This is a genomic window from Roseibium sp. AWQ4_254 (assembly GCF_056161025.1).
The window spans coordinates 40,698-58,304 of record NZ_JBSWYH010000028.1; the positions used below are offsets into that span (position 1 = coordinate 40,698).

Below are 17,607 nucleotides of genomic sequence, written 5' to 3' on the forward strand. Positions count from 1 at the left end.
TATTTAATGCGATATCGCACTAGAGGAGATCCACATGGCCCTGACACGCAGAAAGACCCTTGCAATTCTTGGTGGGGGCGCCGTTGTTGCAGCCGGAGCATCGGCCGGTTCCTTCCTGATGACCCGCACACCGGAAAAAGCCCTGGCTCCCTGGCAAACGGCCGGGTCTTATGAAGATCCGAGACTGTTTGCCCTGTCCCATGCGCTGCTCGCTCCCAATCCGCATAACAGACAGCCCTGGCTTCTGGAGCTTAAGGGAGGCGACCAGTTTTTGCTGCACCGGGACGAGGCCCGGGACCTGCCGCAGACCGACCCGTTTCACCGGCAGATCTTCATTGGGCTGGGGTGCTTTCTGGAATTGATGTCCGTCGCTGCGTCAATGAAAAACCATACGGCCGACATCACACTGTTTCCCGATGGGGAAGCCGGTCCGGTTGCCCACGTCACCCTGCGCCCGGGTCAGGAACCCGATCCCCTGGCCGCGCAGATCCTTCTCAGGCGCACCTGCAAGGAACCGTTTCTGGATAAGCCAGTGCCGGACCGGACGGCTCACGCCCTCAGCGCCTTCGCCACCATCCTCACGGATGCAGGCACGGTCGCAAAGGTCCGGGAACTGACCTGGCAGGCCTGGCTCACGGAAATGCATACCCACCGGACGCTCAAGGAAAGCGTTGATCTGATGCGCTTCGGCAAGGCCGAGATCAATGCCAATCCTGACGGCATTGATCTCGGCGGCCCTTTTCTTGAAACGCTCATGCTGGCCGGTGTCCTGAGCCGCGAGGATCAGCTCGACACGACCTCGACGGGATTTCAGGAAGGGGTCAAAATCTACCGGGAGATGCTTGCGGCGACACCGGCCTATGCCGTCCTGACCAGTCCTTCGAACACACGAGCGGACCAGATCGCTGCCGGCCGGCGCTGGCTACGGCTGAACCTTGAAACGTCGCGGCTCGGGCTCGCGCTGCACCCGGTCAGCCAGGCCCTTCAGGAATTTGAGGAAATGCAGCCCCACCACATGAAAGCCCATGACCTGCTTGCCAAACCGGGAGAAACGGTTCAGATGCTGGGGAGATTGGGATACGGCCCGATCACGCCGCCCTCGCCCCGCTGGCCGCTCAACACACGGATCATGAATGGATAACGAGACCCGGACGCTCTTCTTTGCCTTTTTCAACGAAATCGGGATCATCGCCCAGCTCAGCCGCACCGCGCTGGAGGCCCGGCTGCCCAAGGGGATGACTTTGCCGCATTTCAGTGTGGTCAACCACCTGGTCCGTGTGAAAAACGGCCAGACCCCGCTCGCGCTCGCCCGGGCCTTCCAGGTTCCGAAGACTACGATGACCCATACGCTGAATGGGCTGGAGACACATGGTTTTGTCGAGATCCGGCCCAATCCGGAGGACGGGCGCAGCAAAACCGTCTGGCTGACAGAGGCCGGTCAACGCTTCCGTGACGAGGCCATCGGGGCGATCGACCCGGATATCCATGCCTTTCGTCAGCACTGCCCGGACGACAGGATCCGGGATCTGGTTCCTGTCCTGGCCGAAATCCGCGCCATACTCGACGCAAGCCGGGACTGACTGTCTCGGGACCTGCGGGCTGCAGATTGACAAGTCTACACTGTAAAGTTTACCTGCCGGTCGAAGAGAGGATGCAGCCATGCTGTTTCGATTGATCTTGGTGCCGGGCACGCCATATGATGGCTGCAACAAGAATGAGTGAGGGAGACGAAACGTGACCGACGGCAGCATTGTCGTTCCTTCTGGAACGGGCGGACAGACCAGTGGAGCGGCTTCCATGATTGATCCGTTCGGACGTGCAGTGACCTATTTGCGCGTTTCCGTCACCGACCGGTGCGATTTCCGTTGTGTCTATTGCATGGCTGAAGACATGACCTTTCTGCCCAAACGGGAAGTGCTCAGCCTGGAAGAACTGGACCGTCTGTGCAGCGCCTTCATTGAAAAAGGCGTGCGCAAGTTGCGCCTGACCGGCGGCGAACCGCTGGTGCGCAAGAATATCATGAGCCTGATCCGCAGCCTTGGACGCCATCTGGACAGCGGGGCTTTGGAGGAACTGACCGTCACAACCAACGGCTCCCAGCTAGCCCGCTATGCGCAAGAGCTCCATGACTGCGGTGTCCGGCGCATCAATGTGTCCATCGACACTCTTGATCCACAAAAATTCCAGGCTGTCACGCGCTGGGGCGATCTGGAAAAGGTGATGGACGGCATTCGCGCGGCAAGCGCGGCCGGACTGAAGATAAAGATCAACATGGTTGCCCTCAAGGATGTAAACGAGCACGAGATCGTGCCGATGCTGGAATGGTGCCACGGCCATGGACATGACCTGACACTGATCGAGACCATGCCGCTTGGCGAAATTGATGGCGACCGCACCGACCAGTATCTGCCCCTGTCGACCGTGCGCAGCCGTCTCTCCAGCCAGTTCACCCTGACGGATATCCCCTACAAGACCGGGGGGCCGGCACGCTATGTGACGATTGAGGAAACGGGGGGGCGGCTCGGCTTTATCACGCCCCTCACCCACAATTTCTGCGAAAGCTGCAACCGGGTCCGGGTCACATGCACCGGTCAGCTTTATATGTGCCTCGGCCAGGACGACATGTCCGATCTTCGAGCGCCCTTGCGGGCGTCCGAGGGCAATGAGCTATTGAATGCCGCAATCGATGAGGCTATTGGCCGCAAACCCAAGGGCCATGACTTTGTGATCGACCGGCGGTCCCGCCAGCCGGCCGTGTCCCGCCACATGAGCGTCACCGGAGGCTGATCACAGCTCCGGCCCAGGTGGCAGTCTTCAAAATACCAGCTCTTTTCGAGAAAAGCCCGCCGGACTTATTCGGCGGGCATGAAACCGCTTGCTTCGGCAACCGGTTTGATTGACAGGGCCGTAATCAGGCTGGCGGTAATCCCGAGTGCCATGATCCAGATCATGCTCCATGGGGACCCGGCCAGGAAACTGTGGGCGAACAGCCAAGCCACCAGAGAGCCTGCCACAGCCCCCATCCCCACTTGCAGGGATGCAACCAGACCGGAGGCGGACCCGGCCAGCTCCGGACGGACGCTGACCGCTCCGGAAATTGCACTGGGCAGACAGACCCCGTTGCCAAGACCAAGGACGAACATGGGCAGAAACAGGCTGGGTCCGGTGACAATTCCAAAATAAGCGAACCCGGCAATCAGCGCCACGGACAGCGCCCCGATCACTGTGCCGCTCAGGATCATCGGATAGAGCCCGGCCCGCTCGGCGAATTTGCCCGAAATGAAATTTCCGACAATGTACCCAAGGGCCACAAACATGAAATAGAAACCCATTTCAGCAGCGCTCATCTTCAGGATCTGGGCCGCGATGAAGGGCGCCCCGCCAAGATAGGCGCAATAGGTCAGGGCGGAGAAGGCTGCGGTTAGGGCATAGCTCCAGAAAAGCGGCTCGCGCAACAGGGCCGTATAGGCGCGCAGGACCTGTCTTGTGGAGGTCTTTTCCCGCTGAAGATTGGTTTCCGGCAGGTGGGAGACGCTTGCATAAAGGATGGCGATCCCAATCAGGAGCAGAAGAATAAAGCCGCCTTCCCAGCCATAGAACTCGTCCATGAGCCCGCCAATGGCCGGGGCAATGGTCGGCATCACGGCCATGCCCATGGTGACATAACCAATCATGCTGGCCGCCTGTCTTGAACCATAAAGGTCGCGCACGATGGCGCGGCTCAGGACCATTCCGGTGCAGCCTCCGGCCGCCTGAAGCACCCGGGCAGCAATCAACGCCTCAATCGTTGGCGCTATCATGCACAAAACCGTGCCAACCACAAAAAGCGCCATGCCTAGAATAATGATCGGACGGCGGCCAAACCGGTCGGACAGGGGCCCCCAGAACAGCTGCGACACGGCCACGGCAATGAAATAAGCCGACATGGACAGCTGGATCTCGTCAGGCGTTGCGGCGAACACGATCATCATGCCAGCAAGGGACGGTAAATAGATCTGCATGGCCAACGGGCTGACCGTTGAAATCGCAATCAGGATACCAATGGACGGTTTTTTCCGAAGACGGGACGGCTCGGATTGGCTGGACATCATGCCTGCAGATACACCCTCTACAAAAAATTGAAATCTGAGACAGACTCAACGGATGATACGTTATAGACCGAAGGCGTGAACAGGCTGTGAAACATTGAAAGTACAAGTGAAAATGGCTGCAAGCTGACCATTTGCATCCCGGAACGGTCCGGGCCGCTGATCAACCGGCCCGGCGCCCCTTTTGGACATCAATCAAAGACGATTTTCGGTGCCACCTTCCCGGCTGCGCCCTCCGGCCGCTCGATTGAGGCCACCACTTTTCCGGCAATGGATTTGTAAATGGCTGCGACCGGGCCCTCAGGATCACAGACCACAATCGGCGTTCCCGCGTCGGACGTCTCGCGGATTTTCATGGTGAGCGGCACTTCACCCAGAAACGGCACGCCTAGCCTTGCAGCTTCGGCCCGCGCCCCGCCATGACCGAAAATATCGTGGCGGCTGCCGCAATCCGGGCACAGGAAATAGCTCATGTTCTCGACAATACCGAGCACCGGCACATCCACACGCTTGAACATGTTTAACCCCTTGCGGGCATCAATCAGGGCAAGGTCCTGAGGGGTGGAGACGATCACGGCACCGGCGAGCGGCACTTGCTGGGCCATTGTGAGCTGTGCGTCCCCGGTTCCCGGCGGCATGTCGACAACCAGAACATCCAGTTCTCCCCAGGCTACTTCGCGCAGCATCTGGGTCAGGGCGGAAATCACCATTGGCCCGCGCCAGATCATAGGCGTTTCCTCTTCCACCATGAAGCCCATCGACATGACCTTGATGCCATAGCCTTCCAGAGGTTTCAGCACCCGGCCGGAGACGGCTTCCGGACGTCCAGAAACGTTGAAGAGACGGGGCACGGACGGGCCGTAGATATCCGCATCCAGAACACCGACTTTCAGGCCATTCGCCGCCATTCCAAGCGCAAGATTGGCGGTTGTCGTCGACTTGCCGACCCCGCCCTTGCCCGAGGCAACCGCCACAATGTGCCGGATGCCGGGAACACCCGGCTTCGATGTGGCCTGCTCGTCAGCCCCTTGCGGAGCGCGGCCCTGTGGCGCTGAGGCCGGGCGCGCTGCGGGTTTGGGTGGCGCGCTGCTTGCACTGCCCGGTGTGCGCTCGGCGGTCAGCGCCACCATGGCGTTTTCAACCCCCTCGACGTCCCGGACGACCTTTTCTGCCGCCTGGCGCAAGGGCTCCAGTTCCTGGGCCCGCTCTGCCGGAACAGTGATGGAAAACGCGACCCGGCCATCAGAGACAAACACATCGGAGACCAACCCCAAGGACACAATGTCTCCTTCAAGATCCGGTCCCTTGATCTGCCGTAACCGGTCCATGACGGCTTTTTTGATTGGTTCGCTCATAGTCTGTCCTGTCTGATATCCGGCGGCTCGCTCTGCCGGAGGGCTGACCGGAAATCTAATTTGCGTAGCGACAAAAACAACCTGCTATTGCCACACTCTCCCAATAAGCACTTTCCTGGAAGGTCGTGCCCTCTTGAAAGCGTTCGCGGTGCGGTGCAGCCTTCAATGCGTTCCCATAAACAGATTCGGTGTCCCAAAGGGAAACCGGTTTGCCTGCCATCCGCCCCCATTTTCCTGGAAGTACCTTTCTCGCCACCCTCCGACATTTCAGGACCCCACGATGCCCGCTTGCCTTATCACCGCGACCAACCGCGGGATCGGTTTCGATCTCGCCCGGACCGCCCTTTCCTCCGGCTGGACCGTTTACGGATCTGTGCGCAGCGATGAGGCCGCAAGGGACACCGCCGCCCTGCTGGGACCGGACTATCATTCGCTGGTCTTCGACGTCACCGATCACACGGCAGTTCACAGGGCCGCGGCCGGGCTGGCACAGCCTCTTGATCTTCTGATCAACAATGCGGGCATCATCGGCCCGGACCGGCAGACCACAGACGATATGGACTTTCAGGGCTTCGCCCGCACACTGGAGGTCAACGCCCTGGCACCGCTCGCGGTCTCCCAGGCCTTTCTGCCGCAGCTAAGAAAAGCCCCCAGCCCCAAGATCCTGACCGTTTCCAGCCAGATGTCGTGGATGGGCTACCGGAAATCCGACACGCTCGCCTACCGCGCCTCCAAGGCTGCAGTGAACAAGGTCATGCAGGGCCTTGCCACCGATCTGGAGCCGGAGGGAATTGCAGTCGCACTGATTGATCCGGGCTGGGTCAGAACGTCCATGGGCGGGCCTCAAGCCGACAATGATCCCAAAGACGTTGCTGAAGGAATTATGGCCATCGCGGTCTCCCTTGCCATGACCGGCACGGGCAAATTCTTTAAATGGACGGGCGAGGAGCGCCCGTTTTGAGGTTTTGTAAAGCCTCCCCGGCGGGCTCCGCTGCTGTGAGTCGCCGCAAGGGCTGTATAGACAGTCCTTAATGAGAGATTGCACACTGGCCGCTGCAGCACCGAGCGGCAGCTTTTCCACATAAAGATAATCTGACGTTGTTTTGGTCGCCCGCCAAGAAATCTGCTTTCAAGCCCCAAGCACTGTTATCCTCAGATCTTTGCATGCCGGAGATCGGTATCCACGTTCTTCTTTCATTTTGATTCAAATTTTAAGAAATTGTGAGGAATTGAGGCGCAGGCTGGAGGTATCGGAATTCAGAAGATCGGACACGCAATGGAGCTCTACCGCGCCTGCTATCGCAGCAAAATCAAATGGGACAACATGCGCTTGCCCCTGCCCGACGAAATCGACAGAACCTTGCTGCGTATCCGCCGTATCAACCGCAAGGCCGGGGTCACCGGCGCCCTGCTCCTGGTGGATCAGCACATCATTCAGGTTCTGGAAGGCCAGACCGGCCAGGTTCTTGACACCGTCTATTGTGTCATGAACGACCCGCGCCTGCATGATATAGAAGGACTCATCCATGAACCGGTGGATTTCCGCCTGTTCCCGAATTCGCTCATGTTTTTCCGGGACCTGACCGACGGCGTGGCTGCGTCGCAGCATCCGGTGCTGCGGCCGCTTCTGGATCATCCGAGCGCCGTGACCCGCGATGAAGCCTATCTTGCTTTCAGCCATTTTGCGATGGAACTGCAGCAGGGCCGCCTGACAAATGACATGCTGATGATCTGACGGGCGCCGCCCGTCCGGATAACTCTGCACCGGCATGCCTCTAGACGCCCCGCCCTGAAGGGACGGAAAGATCTGAGGAGGTTTGGTGGTGGCCGGAGCCCTGCGAATTTATGTGTCCGATTTCTCTTCGCCGGGCTGGTCTGTTCCCATCCGCCACCAACCAACAGGATCAACTAAGATCTTGCCCTTGCCCTTTGGCGTCCCATAGTGTTCCGGAAAAGATCACATTGGGAGTTGCGCGCCTTTGCCAGGCCCTTACATGCTGAAGCCCGATCCGGAGCAGCCCGGACTGTCAACCACCGTCAACGGCATCGACCAGACCGGGGCACCGGTTGAAACCCGGGTTGTGACTGAAAAACCGCTGACCCTTTATCTGAATTCCCAGGAAGTGGTCACGATGATGACGATTGGCGATCATCCTGACCTTCTGGCCGTCGGCTATCTGAAGAATCAGAACATGCTGGCGCCGGAGGACGTGATCACCGCCATCGACCATGACGACGATCTGGATGTGGTTGTGGTGCGCACGGAAACCGAAACAAATTTCGAAGAAAAACTGAAGAAGAAGGTTCGCACCTCCGGCTGCGCCCAGGGCACGGTATTCGGCGATGTGATGGAAGGCTTTGAGGACGTGACCTTGAGGCCGGAGGCAACGCTCAAGACTTCCTGGCTTTACGGGCTCACCAAAACCATCAACACCACTCCGTCTCTTTATCTGGAAGCTGGGGCCATCCATGGCTGTGTGCTGTGCCGGGAGGACCGGCCCCTAGTCTATATGGAAGATGTCGGCCGCCACAACGCCGTAGACAAGATTGCCGGCTGGATGGTGCTGAACGGAATTCCCGCCAGCGACAAGATCTTTTACACGACCGGACGCCTCACCTCCGAGATGGTGATCAAGACGGTGATGATGGGCATTCCGATTCTGGTGTCCCGCTCCGGCTTCACCGCCTGGGGTGTGGAACTGGCACGCAAGGCCGGTCTGACCCTGATCGGCCGCGCGCGGGGCAAGCGCTTTGTTGCACTGTCGGGCACAGAACGGATCGAATTTGACATGGACCCGGACTTTGCCGATGACGAGCCGGAGAAAGTGAAACGGAAAGGGAGCTTTGCAGCGCAATGACAGCAGGGCATTCGGGCTTGGCTGCAGACAGGATCATGGGCTGCGTCCTGGCCGGCGGGCAATCGCGGCGCATGGGTGGAGGTGACAAGAGCCTGATGGATGTTGGCGGAACCTCCATGCTGGAAATCATCCTTGCCCGGCTCGCCCCTCAGGTCCCCGCCACTGTGCTGAATGCAAATGGTGACCCTGCGCGCTTTGCGGAGTTTGGCCTGCCGGTCGCGCACGACCCCGTCGGGGAATTTGCCGGACCGCTGGCCGGGGTTCTGGCCGGGCTTACCCATGCCCGCGGCCATCACCCTGAAACAACCCATGTGGTATCGGTTGCCGGCGACACGCCGTTCTTTCCCGAAAACCTTGTAGACCGGTTGCGGGCGGCTGTGCCTGCTGACCGGCCCGTCATTGCCCTTGCCTCCTCCTCCAGCAAGCTTCATCCGGTATTCGGGCTCTGGCCCGTGGCCCTGCATGACGATCTCCATACGTGGCTTTCCACGGGGCAAAGCGGCAAGGTGCTGGCCTTTGTCGACCGGCATGACAGTGTCGAGGTGTCCTTTGACCCTGACCCAGCAACAGGGCTGGACCCGTTTTTCAACGCCAATCGTCCGGATGACCTGACAACCGTGCGCCAAACCCTGAGCGCGCTTGCCCCATGACCCCCCCCCCAGTTTTTGGCATCACCGGCTGGAAGAATTCGGGCAAGACCCGGCTTGTCACCCGGCTTGTGGCCGAATTCACCGCACGCGGCTTGAAAGTGTCTACGGTCAAGCATGCCCATCACAGTTTCGATATCGACCATCCCGGAACGGACAGTTTCCGCCACCGGGAGGCGGGCGCGCAGCAAGTGGCGCTAGTGTCCGGGCGCAGATGGGCCTTGATGCATGAATTGAACGGCGATGAGGAACCGCCGCTCAATGAGATCCTTGCCCGGCTTGCCCCCTGTGACCTGATCCTGATCGAGGGCTACAAGCGGGAAAGCCATCCGAAGATCGAGGCCCGGCGGGCCGAAAGCGCGGATCGGGGAGCCTTGGCCCCTCGTGATCCGAACATTTTGGCGATCGCGTCCGATCATGATCTTCCGGCAGAAACCTTGCCTGTTTTCCACCTGGACGATGTCCCGGCCATGGCCGACTTCATTGCGTCCCGCCTTGACCTGAGGAAGGCCGCAACATGACCGGGAAGTCCCTGCTTGATGATTGCTTTCTGCATGACAAGGACCGGCTGCGTCACCACGAGGCGCTTGCGATCCTCAAAGACCGGCTGACGCCAGTTGCGGACACCGAAACTGTTCCCCTGGAGAGCGCGCTGGAGCGCATTCTGGCGGAAACGGTTACCGCTCCAAGAGACGTGCCTCTGGCCGACAATTCAGCGGTGGACGGTTATGCTTTCCGCCACGCGGATTTTGACGAGGCCGGGGGCTTCTTCCGCCTTGAGCAGCGCATTGCCGCCGGACAGGGCACCGGCGGTCTGCTTGGCCCCTGGGCTGCCGCCCGGATTTTCACCGGCGCTGTAATGCCGCCGGGCGCGGACACGGTGGCCATGCAGGAGGATTGTGAGCGTCATCAGCAGGACGGTCAGGAGTTCGTGATCGTTCCGCAAGGCCTCAGACCGGGGGCCAATTGCCGGAAAGCGGGAGAGGATGTGATGGCGGGAAGTACGCTGCTGTCCCCCGGCCTGCTGCTGCGCCCGCAGGATCTTGCCGCGATCGCCTCCACAGGCCAGGCGGCTGTTTCCGTGCGCAAGAAGCTCAAGGTGGCATTGGTTTCGACCGGGGACGAGTTGCGCCGCCCCGGCCAGCTGATTTCGCTCGGCGATGTCTATGATTCCAACCATTTTCTGCTGCGCGGCCTGAGCGCCACCCTCCCCCTTGAGATCGAGGATCTGGGGATCTTGAAGGACGACGCAGCGCATGTGCAGGCGGTGCTGTCGGAGGCCGCTGAAAGATTTGACGTGATTCTGACCACCGGAGGCGCCAGCCGGGGCGAAGAGGACCATATCCTGTCAACGCTGGATGCGCTGGGGCAGCGTCATATGTGGCAACTGGCCATCAAGCCCGGCCGGCCGATGATGTTTGGCACGATTAAATCCTGCGTGTTTCTTGGACTGCCAGGCAACCCGGTGGCCGCGATGGTCTGTTTCCTGCTCTATGTTCGGCCCGTTATCAGCCGTCTGTCCGGCGGGCCATTTCTGGAGCCGCAACGCTTCGAGATGCCGGCAGCCTTCGAGATTGCAAAGAAAAAGCCCGATCGGCGGGAGTTTTACCGTGGCTATACCGGCCTTGATGCGGCGGGACGCCCAGCCGCCTACAAGTTCATGCGAGACGGGTCCGGGCTGATCACGGGACTGCGCCAAGCCGATGGCTTGATCGAGATCCCGGAAGAGGTCACAAGCATCAAGGCAGGTGACATGGTCCGCTATCTGCCCTTTTCCGGATTTGGGATCCGATAAGGAGCCCGGCGGCGGTCCGCCGGGCTCTCGTCAGGCACTGGTCAACAAGACCAGCATGGCCTTAATAGGCATAGGGCCAACTGGCGGCCACGAACCGGTAGCTGTCCTTTTCCTTAGCCACATGGCCAAGTCCGGGAAACGGAACATGGGCGCCGGCAAACAGCAGCTTTTCGCTGGCAGCCTGATCGAAGAAGGCCTTGCGGGTCGCCGCCGCCTGAGCGGCATCGATGTCGAAGCCGATCCCCCAGTCCGGCCTGTCGAACTGATACGCACTCATATGCAAAATGTCCCCGGCAACCGCCAGCGTTTCGCCATCGCTGTCGATTAGGAAACCGGTGTGACCGGGTGTGTGACCCGGCAGCGCCATCGTCCGGAAGCCGGGAAGCACCTCTTCGTCGCCTGAGACAAGCGTCGTACTGCCCTCATAGGCAGCCGCGGCCCGGCGCGCGCCCTCAAAGAAGGGTTTGAACTCCTCCGGGGCGCCATTCATCATCGCATCATCATGCCAGAAGGCATGGTCGGTCTCCGGCAGGATCAATTCCGCATTGGCAAAGACCTTCTTGCCGTCTCCGTCAACCGCCCCGAACAGATGGTCCGGGTGCATATGGGTGATCAGAAGCGCATCAATCTGGGCTGGAGACACGCCCGCAGCCGCCAGAGCCTGCGGCAACCGCCCCATGGTCGGCCCCAGGGCATCGGATGTCCCCGCATCAACCATAACAAGACGCTCTCCGGTGTTCACCAGAAAGGCGTTGACGGGAATGCGGAGCGCGTTACCGTCAATCAGCGCCTTGTCTCGCAGGCGCTGGCCCTCGGCGTCGTCATAGCCGACAACAATCTCCGGCGTGACATCCAGATAGCCATCCAGAAGCGCGGTGACCTCCATGCTGCCAACCTTGTAGCGCAAGGCGCCAGCCATCGGCGCGCCCGACTGGGGTGCCGATGCGTGGGCCTTGCTGGAAATCAGCGCCAGCCCCCCCGCTGCGGACAGGGCCCCGGCAGCGGCGGAGCTTCCAAGGAAAGAGCGTCGGGAAAAGGAAATGTTGGACAAGGTCATAAGTCTGCCTCCTGCTTAGTCCTTGAGAATGGTCGATTTGACTGACCCGACCGGTGACCCGGCCGGGCTTTCTAGAAAATGTTTCATTCAAATTATTTTTGAAGAGGACCCTAACTTATAAAACTCATAATCTATGCTTATATCTAAAGCGTCTTTGCGATAAATGGAGCCTCTAGTGGATCGGTTCAGTGCCCTCGCCAGCTTTGTTCAGTCCGTCAATCTCGGCAGTTTTTCCGCAGCCGCAAAGCATCTCGGCATCTCGCAGCCTGCGGTCAGCCAGCAGGTCAGGGGTCTGGAGACCGATCTTGGCGTGCGCCTGCTGAACCGCACCACCCGCCAGCTGCACCTGACGGAGGCAGGTGAGCGCTATTTCAGCTATGCACGCGACATTCTGGAGCGTCTGGAGGAGGCCGACCGGTCCGTGCAGAGCGAAGACGCGCAAATGTCCGGTCCGCTCTCAATCGGCCTGCCTCTTGGCTTTGCCGAGAGCATCCTGTCGGAGTTCCTGATCGCCTTCAAGAAAGAACACCCCTGCCTGCTGCTGGACATTTCGCTTTCGGATGAATTTGTCGACGTGATCCAGGAACGGCTCGACATTGCCATTCGCATGGGAGACATCAAGGATGACCGGCTCATCGTCAAACGGCTGGGCGTGGCGCAGCGCTGCCTGATCGCCTCACCGGACTATCTCAACCGGCGCGGACGGCCCCAGCATCCGGCGGATCTGCCCGATCACGACTATCTTCTCTACAAGAACATCTCGACCGGCGACCGGGTGCCGTTCCTCAGCACCCTGGGCGAAAAACTGTCCATCAAGATCTGCCCGTCCATGAAAATCAACAACTCGGCGACCTTGCGCCGCGCGGCGCTTGCCGGGCTCGGCATCACCATTGCCAACCGCTGGATGGTGGAGCCGCAGCTCCAGTCCGGGGAGCTGGAGCTGGTGCTGCCGGACTGGCGCTACCCGCCGCATCCCATCCATGCAGTCTATCCGTCCAACCGGTTCATCCCGTTGAAAGTGCGCCGGTTTGTGGACCGTTTGCGGAGCTATTTTGAAGACCGGGGCGCGCTGGAAGCGCTCGGCCATGCCCCGGTCAAGCGCGCGGGTTGATCAGATTTCATCGACCGCGACATACCAGGTTTCTTTCAGAGCGGCCGCCTCCCACTCCTGCCAGGCGCCAGTGGCCGTCATGGCCGCGTGATAGGCCGTAAACACCGGCGAAACGCTCAGGCTGTAAGTGGCAAACCGGCTGACGACCGGGGCATACATGGCATCGGCAATGGTGAAATCGCCAAAGAGGAACGGCCCGCCCGACACGTCCAGGCATTCGCCCCAGATGTCGAGGATCCTGTTCACATCGGCTTTGACGCCCTCATTGACGGACAAGACTTCAACCGGACGCTTCATGTTCATCGGACATGCTCCCCGCAAGGCGCCGAAGCCGGAATGCATTTCCGCACTTATGGCGCGGGCATGGGCGCGGAGCTTTTGGTCTTCCGGCCAAAGCCGCTTTTCGGGACAACACTCGGCGGCATATTCGAGGATCGCCAGACTATCCCAAACCGTCAGGTCGCCGTCCTTCAGAACCGGCACCTTCATGCTCGGCGAGAAAGCCTTGAACTCAGGATTGCCGTTGTCAAAATCAAACGGAATCAGCGTTTCGGTGAAGGGAATGGCCTTTTGCCGAAGAGCGATCCAGGGCCGGAAGGACCAGGACGAATAGTTCTTGTTGCCGATGAAGAGTTCAAATTGTGCCATGGGGCCTCCGGTTTCAGGACAAGGCGCCACGGGACAGCCCCGTGAGGCCCTTCAACAAATTCCTCAAACGTTTGTTAGCCCGGCGCGCGCGCCTGCTCCAATTCAATCATTTCATCCAATTCATAAGGGTTTTCGATCCGTGCCGGTCTGCATTGTTGAAATATGTCCCCTCACACGCGCACACGAATACAGCCCTCAGCATGTCCTTCCTGAAAGAACACCTCCCAAACGTTGTAGCGGCATGAATTAGGCTGTGTTTTTTTTCTGTGCATGCTTGAAATCTGGGCGGAAGTGTATGGAATAGAGCCTTCTGGCAAAGGAGTACTGTTTTTCCTGCGCCGCAAACATAATCAAGGGGAAAATAAATGCGTGTTTTGCGTATGGCTGCCGCTGCTGTTGCTGTTCTGGCTGCCGTTGGTGCCGCTGAGGCGAAAGACTGGTCCAAGGTTCGAATCGGAACCGAAGGCGCCTACCCTCCGTTCAATTCCCTGACCGCTGACGGTCAGCTGGTCGGCTTCGACATCGATATCGCAAAAGCTCTTTGCGAGGAAATGAAGGTGGAGTGCGAATTCGTCACCTCTGACTGGGACGGTATCATTCCTGGCCTGCAAGCCGGGAAGTTCGACGCGATCATCGCCTCCATGTCGATCACCGAAGAGCGTAAGCAAAAGGTGGATTTCACCAACAAATACTATAACACCCCGCCGGCGATCGCCGTGCCGAAGGATTCCAAGATTGCCGGAACCGCTGATGCGGATTTGAAGGGCTTTACTCTTGGCGCCCAGTCCTCCACGACCCATTCCAACTATGCGGAGGAAAAACTTCCCTCTGCGGAACTGAAGCTCTATCCGACCCCGGATGAGTACAAGCTTGATGTGGCCAGCGGCCGGATCGACGGGGTGATCGACGATGTCGTGGTTCTGTCCGACTGGCTGGCCACGGAAGATGGTGCCTGCTGCAAGCTGCTCGGCACCTTGACCCCCGATCCGGTCATCAACGGCGAGGGCGCCGGCATTGCGATCCGTAAGGATGACGGCGAGCTGAAAGAGATGTTCAACAAAGCCATCGAAGCCATTCTGGCGAACGGAAAATACAAAGAGATCAACGACAAGTATTTCTCGTTCGACGTTTACGGCGGCTGATTTCTCTTCCGTTGAAACGCGAGGAAGCGTGGCGCTCATCAGCGCCGCGCTTTGCCAAAGGGGACAAAACTTCACCGGTGGGCGCGCCCCATCGGGCGGAGCTTCAAACAAAACGGAAAGAAGCGCCAGCTCATGAATGACGCTCTGACGCTGCTGTCCTTCGGAGGGGAAGGCTATGGTGACGAGATCGCGTACGGTACGCTTGTCACAGTGGCCCTCGCCCTGGCGTCCTTGCCGATTGGGCTACTGCTTGGTTTTCTGCTGGCAGTTGCCAAAAACTCAAGCGAAGCCAGCCTCAAGCTCGCGGCAGATATTTACACGACCATCTTCCGGGGGCTTCCGGAACTTCTCACGCTGTTTCTCGTCTATTTCGGAGTCCAGATAGGCCTCCAGGCTGCCCTGAAACTCGCCGGTTTTGATTTCTATTTCGAAGTGAATTCCTTTGTCGCAGGGATGGTCGCACTTTCCCTTGTGTTTTCCTCCTACGCGTCAGAAGCCTTTTTGTCTGCCTTCAAGGGCATTCCACAGGGACAATATGAAGGCGGTCATGCGCTTGGCCTGTCCCGGTTTCAAACCCTAACACTCGTGATCCTGCCCCAGTTGATCCGCCTCGCGCTTCCCGCGCTCGCGAACCTTTGGCTCATCCTGCTGAAAGAGACCTCTCTTGTGTCCGTGATCGGCCTGCCTGACCTCATGCGCGAAGCAGGTATCGCTGCCAGGGTGACCAAGGAACCGTTTCTGTTCTTCGGTGTTGCCTGTCTGATTTATCTTGTGCTGGCCATGGTGTCCTCCGCCGGACTGACATGGATAGACCGCTGGACCAAAAAAGGAGATGCTGCGAGATGATTGCTGCAAATCCTGAAACCGGCGCCACGCCGCCGCCTCTGCCGCCACGTGCCTGGACCAATGCGCGCATTCTCGGCCATGTTCTGATGTCTCTGTGGCTCGTGTCCGGCGTTTCCTTGCTCTATTATCTCGGCAACAATCTTGCGAGCCCGTTTGTTGCCAAATACTGGCCCAAATTCGCCGATGGTTTTCTCGTTACGATTCAAATTGTCAGCGTCTCGCTGCTCATCGGAGCTTTGCTCAGCCTGCCAATTGCCGTGGCGCGAGGGTCAAGGTGGAAGCTGCTTTCCTGGCCTGCCTATGCCTATGTCTATTTCTTCCGGGGCACCCCTCTGCTGGCCCAGACATTCCTGATTTATTACGGCGCCGGGGCCTTCAGAGAGGAGTTGACGGACTTGGGGCTTTGGACATTCTTTCGCGAAGCTTGGTATTGCGTGATCTTTGCATTTTCTCTGAACACGGCCGCCTATCAGGCTGAAATTCTTCGCGGATCGATCTTGAACGTGCCTCGCGGTCAGTGGGAAGGGGCTCAGGCCCTCGGACTGTCGAGACCCGTCACCTTTTTCAAGGTCATCCTGCCCCAGGCTCTGGTGGTTGCCCTCAGGCCCTATGGCAATGAGATCATTTTGATGATCAAGGGGTCGGCGATTGCTTCGATTGTGACGATCTATGACCTGATGGGCGAAACCCGGCGGGCCTATTCCCGGTCCTATGACTTTCAGGCCTATATCTGGGCAGCCGTGATGTATCTCTTCATCGTTGAAACCCTGCGCCGGGTCTGGGATAAGATTGAACAGCGCCTCACCCGTCACCTGAAGCGCTGACCCCTCCCCTTCGGCCTGCAGTCCCGTTGGCCGCCCTGCCCGGACCGTTTGTCATGTCACAGTCTCCCGAAAAGCCCAAAGACCTCCACACTGACAGTCTTCTGGCCCATGCGGGGGGCGGGTTCGACCCGGCGACCGGCGCCATCGTGCCGCCGATCCAGACCGCAACCACCTTCGTGCGCGACGAAGACTATGACCCGGTTCTGCCTGGCCACATCTACAGCCGGGACAGCAACGCGCTGTATAAAAAGACCGAGGCCCTGATCGCAAGCCTTGAGGGCGGCGCGGACAGCCGATTGTTTGCCTCCGGCATGGCTGCCATTGCAGCGGTTGTGCGCAGTCTCGCCCCCGGTGCGACCCTGATTGCCCAGTCGGGCATCTATTGGGGCACGACCCTGTTCCTGCGCAAACACTGCGCTCAGAACAACATCGTTCTGGTCGAAACCGATGCGGCCGATCTGCCGACCTTGAAGGAGGAGATTGCCATTACCAAACCGGCGATGGTCTGGCTGGAGGTGCCCAGCAATCCGTTCCTGAGAGTCGCGGACATCGCGGAAATTTCAAAGGTGTGCAAACAGGCTTCAGCCGTTCTGGCCGTGGATGCAACAGCCGCGACACCGCTGATCCTCAAACCGCTTTCCTGGGGGGCCGACCTCGTTATGCACTCGGCCACAAAGGCCCTCAATGGCCATTCGGATCTTCTGGGCGGTGTCGTCACCACAGCGGATGCGGACAGCAGCACCTGGGCCTTTATCTGTGAGGAACGTCAAATTGCAGGTGCGGTGCTCGGCTCTTTTGAAAGCTGGCTGCTGCTGCGCGGGCTCAGGACCTTGGCCCTGCGGATTGCCCGGATGAATGCCAACGCCATGACATTGGCAACATTTCTGGCCGCCCATCCCAAGATCGAAACGGTTCTCTATCCCGGTCTGGAAAGCCATCCAGGCCATGAGGTTGCCAAACGTCTGATGACGGAAGGGTTCGGTTCACTTCTGTCGGTCTGCGTGAAAGGCGCCAGAAAAGACGCGCTGAAAGCCGCCGGAGCATTGAACGTGTTCCAGCGGGCAACCTCTCTTGGCGGCACGGAAAGCCTGGTCGAGCACCGCTATTCGATCGAAGGTGATAGCTCCGGCATACCGGAGACCCTGCTGCGGCTGTCCGTTGGCATCGAACACGCCGCCGACCTGACAGCCGATTTTGACCAGGCTCTGGCAACGATCTGACCGCGCTCCTCCCGGT

General features: G+C 59.4%; 18 protein-coding genes. 14 read left to right on the top strand and 4 right to left on the bottom strand.

Annotation, left to right across the window (positions count from 1 at the left end):
- The first annotated feature begins 34 nt into the window (after positions 1 to 34).
- The 3 genes from ACXAIC_RS19630 (at position 35) to moaA (ending at position 2,787) form a co-directional block, all read left to right on the top strand.
- Positions 35 to 1,141, top strand: a complete 1,107-nt coding sequence (locus ACXAIC_RS19630) for an Acg family FMN-binding oxidoreductase (RefSeq protein WP_475184126.1) — start codon at positions 35 to 37, stop codon at positions 1,139 to 1,141.
- On the top strand, positions 1,134 to 1,580 hold the full coding sequence (locus ACXAIC_RS19635) for a MarR family winged helix-turn-helix transcriptional regulator (RefSeq protein WP_475184129.1): 447 nt from the start codon (positions 1,134 to 1,136) through the stop codon (positions 1,578 to 1,580). Before ACXAIC_RS19630 ends, ACXAIC_RS19635 begins: the two co-directional genes overlap by 8 nt.
- Before the next feature lie 217 nt (positions 1,581 to 1,797).
- Positions 1,798 to 2,787 (top strand): GTP 3',8-cyclase MoaA, encoded by a 990-nt coding sequence (gene moaA, locus ACXAIC_RS19640; RefSeq protein WP_475184200.1) that lies wholly within the window; start codon positions 1,798 to 1,800, stop codon positions 2,785 to 2,787.
- Positions 2,788 to 2,852: 65 nt separating this feature from the next.
- On the opposite strand, the gene ACXAIC_RS19645 is transcribed toward moaA, so the two are convergent.
- Positions 2,853 to 4,091, bottom strand: a complete 1,239-nt coding sequence (locus ACXAIC_RS19645) for a multidrug effflux MFS transporter (RefSeq protein WP_475184131.1) — start codon at positions 4,089 to 4,091, stop codon at positions 2,853 to 2,855.
- Positions 4,092 to 4,279: 188 nt separating this feature from the next.
- The gene (locus ACXAIC_RS19650; protein ID WP_475184133.1) at positions 4,280 to 5,443 is read right to left on the bottom strand and encodes an Mrp/NBP35 family ATP-binding protein; all 1,164 of its coding nucleotides are present in this window, start codon (positions 5,441 to 5,443) and stop codon (positions 4,280 to 4,282) included.
- A 280-nt stretch (positions 5,444 to 5,723) separates the two neighbouring features.
- Between ACXAIC_RS19650 and ACXAIC_RS19655 the strand changes: the two genes are divergently transcribed.
- The 6 genes from ACXAIC_RS19655 (at position 5,724) to ACXAIC_RS19680 (ending at position 10,743) form a co-directional block, all read left to right on the top strand.
- Entirely contained in the window at positions 5,724 to 6,404 is a 681-nt protein-coding gene (locus ACXAIC_RS19655) for an SDR family oxidoreductase (protein WP_475184135.1), read from the top strand.
- 315 nt (positions 6,405 to 6,719) lie between these two features.
- A complete protein-coding gene (locus ACXAIC_RS19660; RefSeq protein WP_475184137.1) occupies positions 6,720 to 7,178 on the top strand; it encodes a BLUF domain-containing protein in 459 nt (152 codons plus the stop codon).
- Positions 7,179 to 7,437: 259 nt separating this feature from the next.
- Positions 7,438 to 8,301 (top strand): formate dehydrogenase accessory sulfurtransferase FdhD, encoded by an 864-nt coding sequence (fdhD, locus tag ACXAIC_RS19665; RefSeq protein ID WP_475184139.1) that lies wholly within the window; start codon positions 7,438 to 7,440, stop codon positions 8,299 to 8,301.
- Positions 8,298 to 8,951, top strand: a complete 654-nt coding sequence (gene mobA / locus ACXAIC_RS19670) for a molybdenum cofactor guanylyltransferase MobA (RefSeq protein ID WP_475184142.1) — start codon at positions 8,298 to 8,300, stop codon at positions 8,949 to 8,951. Before fdhD ends, mobA begins: the two co-directional genes overlap by 4 nt.
- Positions 8,948 to 9,469, top strand: a complete 522-nt coding sequence (mobB, locus tag ACXAIC_RS19675) for a molybdopterin-guanine dinucleotide biosynthesis protein B (protein WP_475184144.1) — start codon at positions 8,948 to 8,950, stop codon at positions 9,467 to 9,469. The genes mobA and mobB overlap by 4 nt, the downstream gene beginning before the upstream one ends.
- Entirely contained in the window at positions 9,466 to 10,743 is a 1,278-nt protein-coding gene (locus tag ACXAIC_RS19680; protein WP_475184146.1) for a molybdopterin molybdotransferase MoeA, read from the top strand. The genes mobB and ACXAIC_RS19680 overlap by 4 nt, the downstream gene beginning before the upstream one ends.
- 61 nt (positions 10,744 to 10,804) lie before the next feature.
- Here ACXAIC_RS19680 and ACXAIC_RS19685 read toward each other — a convergent pair whose 3' ends face one another.
- Complete coding sequence (locus tag ACXAIC_RS19685) at positions 10,805 to 11,800, bottom strand: MBL fold metallo-hydrolase (protein ID WP_475184148.1); 996 nt, start codon at positions 11,798 to 11,800, stop codon at positions 10,805 to 10,807.
- Between the two features lie 175 nt (positions 11,801 to 11,975).
- Here ACXAIC_RS19685 and ACXAIC_RS19690 point away from each other — a divergent pair, with 175 nt between their 5' ends.
- Entirely contained in the window at positions 11,976 to 12,911 is a 936-nt protein-coding gene (locus ACXAIC_RS19690; RefSeq protein ID WP_475184151.1) for a LysR family transcriptional regulator, read from the top strand.
- On the opposite strand, the gene ACXAIC_RS19695 is transcribed toward ACXAIC_RS19690, so the two are convergent.
- Positions 12,912 to 13,559: a glutathione S-transferase family protein gene (locus ACXAIC_RS19695; RefSeq protein ID WP_475184154.1), complete on the bottom strand. Its 648-nt coding sequence runs from the start codon at positions 13,557 to 13,559 to the stop codon at positions 12,912 to 12,914. It lies immediately after the preceding gene.
- Between the two features lie 365 nt (positions 13,560 to 13,924).
- Here ACXAIC_RS19695 and ACXAIC_RS19700 point away from each other — a divergent pair, with 365 nt between their 5' ends.
- The 4 genes from ACXAIC_RS19700 (at position 13,925) to ACXAIC_RS19715 (ending at position 17,591) form a co-directional block, all read left to right on the top strand.
- Positions 13,925 to 14,701, top strand: a complete 777-nt coding sequence (locus ACXAIC_RS19700; RefSeq protein ID WP_475184155.1) for an ABC transporter substrate-binding protein — start codon at positions 13,925 to 13,927, stop codon at positions 14,699 to 14,701.
- A gap of 132 nt (positions 14,702 to 14,833) precedes the next feature.
- On the top strand, positions 14,834 to 15,547 hold the full coding sequence (locus tag ACXAIC_RS19705; RefSeq protein WP_475184158.1) for an ABC transporter permease: 714 nt from the start codon (positions 14,834 to 14,836) through the stop codon (positions 15,545 to 15,547).
- Positions 15,544 to 16,371 carry an ABC transporter permease gene (locus ACXAIC_RS19710; protein WP_475184162.1) on the top strand — a complete coding sequence of 276 codons (828 nt, stop codon included), beginning with the start codon at positions 15,544 to 15,546 and terminating at the stop codon, positions 16,369 to 16,371. The genes ACXAIC_RS19705 and ACXAIC_RS19710 overlap by 4 nt, the downstream gene beginning before the upstream one ends.
- A 53-nt stretch (positions 16,372 to 16,424) precedes the next feature.
- Positions 16,425 to 17,591 carry a trans-sulfuration enzyme family protein gene (locus ACXAIC_RS19715; RefSeq protein WP_475184166.1) on the top strand — a complete coding sequence of 389 codons (1,167 nt, stop codon included), beginning with the start codon at positions 16,425 to 16,427 and terminating at the stop codon, positions 17,589 to 17,591.
- The last annotated feature ends 16 nt before the right edge of the window (positions 17,592 to 17,607 follow it).

What these genes read in the sequence shown, in the direction of transcription:
- ACXAIC_RS19705 (WP_475184158.1), top strand. Translation starts at nt 14,834, where the DNA reads ATGAATGACGCTCTGACGCTGCTGTCCTTCGGAGGGGAAGGCTATGGT.
- ACXAIC_RS19710 (WP_475184162.1), top strand. Translation starts at nt 15,544, where the DNA reads ATGATTGCTGCAAATCCTGAAACCGGCGCCACGCCGCCGCCTCTGCCG.
- ACXAIC_RS19660 (WP_475184137.1), top strand. Translation starts at nt 6,720, where the DNA reads ATGGAGCTCTACCGCGCCTGCTATCGCAGCAAAATCAAATGGGACAAC.
- ACXAIC_RS19685 (WP_475184148.1), bottom strand. Translation starts at nt 11,800, where the DNA reads ATGACCTTGTCCAACATTTCCTTTTCCCGACGCTCTTTCCTTGGAAGC.
- ACXAIC_RS19635 (WP_475184129.1), top strand. Translation starts at nt 1,134, where the DNA reads ATGGATAACGAGACCCGGACGCTCTTCTTTGCCTTTTTCAACGAAATC.
- ACXAIC_RS19695 (WP_475184154.1), bottom strand. Translation starts at nt 13,559, where the DNA reads ATGGCACAATTTGAACTCTTCATCGGCAACAAGAACTATTCGTCCTGG.
- fdhD (WP_475184139.1), top strand. Translation starts at nt 7,438, where the DNA reads ATGCTGAAGCCCGATCCGGAGCAGCCCGGACTGTCAACCACCGTCAAC.
- ACXAIC_RS19645 (WP_475184131.1), bottom strand. Translation starts at nt 4,091, where the DNA reads ATGATGTCCAGCCAATCCGAGCCGTCCCGTCTTCGGAAAAAACCGTCC.
- moaA (WP_475184200.1), top strand. Translation starts at nt 1,798, where the DNA reads ATGATTGATCCGTTCGGACGTGCAGTGACCTATTTGCGCGTTTCCGTC.
- ACXAIC_RS19700 (WP_475184155.1), top strand. Translation starts at nt 13,925, where the DNA reads ATGCGTGTTTTGCGTATGGCTGCCGCTGCTGTTGCTGTTCTGGCTGCC.
- ACXAIC_RS19630 (WP_475184126.1), top strand. Translation starts at nt 35, where the DNA reads ATGGCCCTGACACGCAGAAAGACCCTTGCAATTCTTGGTGGGGGCGCC.
- mobB (WP_475184144.1), top strand. Translation starts at nt 8,948, where the DNA reads ATGACCCCCCCCCCAGTTTTTGGCATCACCGGCTGGAAGAATTCGGGC.
- ACXAIC_RS19650 (WP_475184133.1), bottom strand. Translation starts at nt 5,443, where the DNA reads ATGAGCGAACCAATCAAAAAAGCCGTCATGGACCGGTTACGGCAGATC.
- ACXAIC_RS19655 (WP_475184135.1), top strand. Translation starts at nt 5,724, where the DNA reads ATGCCCGCTTGCCTTATCACCGCGACCAACCGCGGGATCGGTTTCGAT.
- mobA (WP_475184142.1), top strand. Translation starts at nt 8,298, where the DNA reads ATGACAGCAGGGCATTCGGGCTTGGCTGCAGACAGGATCATGGGCTGC.
- ACXAIC_RS19680 (WP_475184146.1), top strand. Translation starts at nt 9,466, where the DNA reads ATGACCGGGAAGTCCCTGCTTGATGATTGCTTTCTGCATGACAAGGAC.
- ACXAIC_RS19715 (WP_475184166.1), top strand. Translation starts at nt 16,425, where the DNA reads ATGTCACAGTCTCCCGAAAAGCCCAAAGACCTCCACACTGACAGTCTT.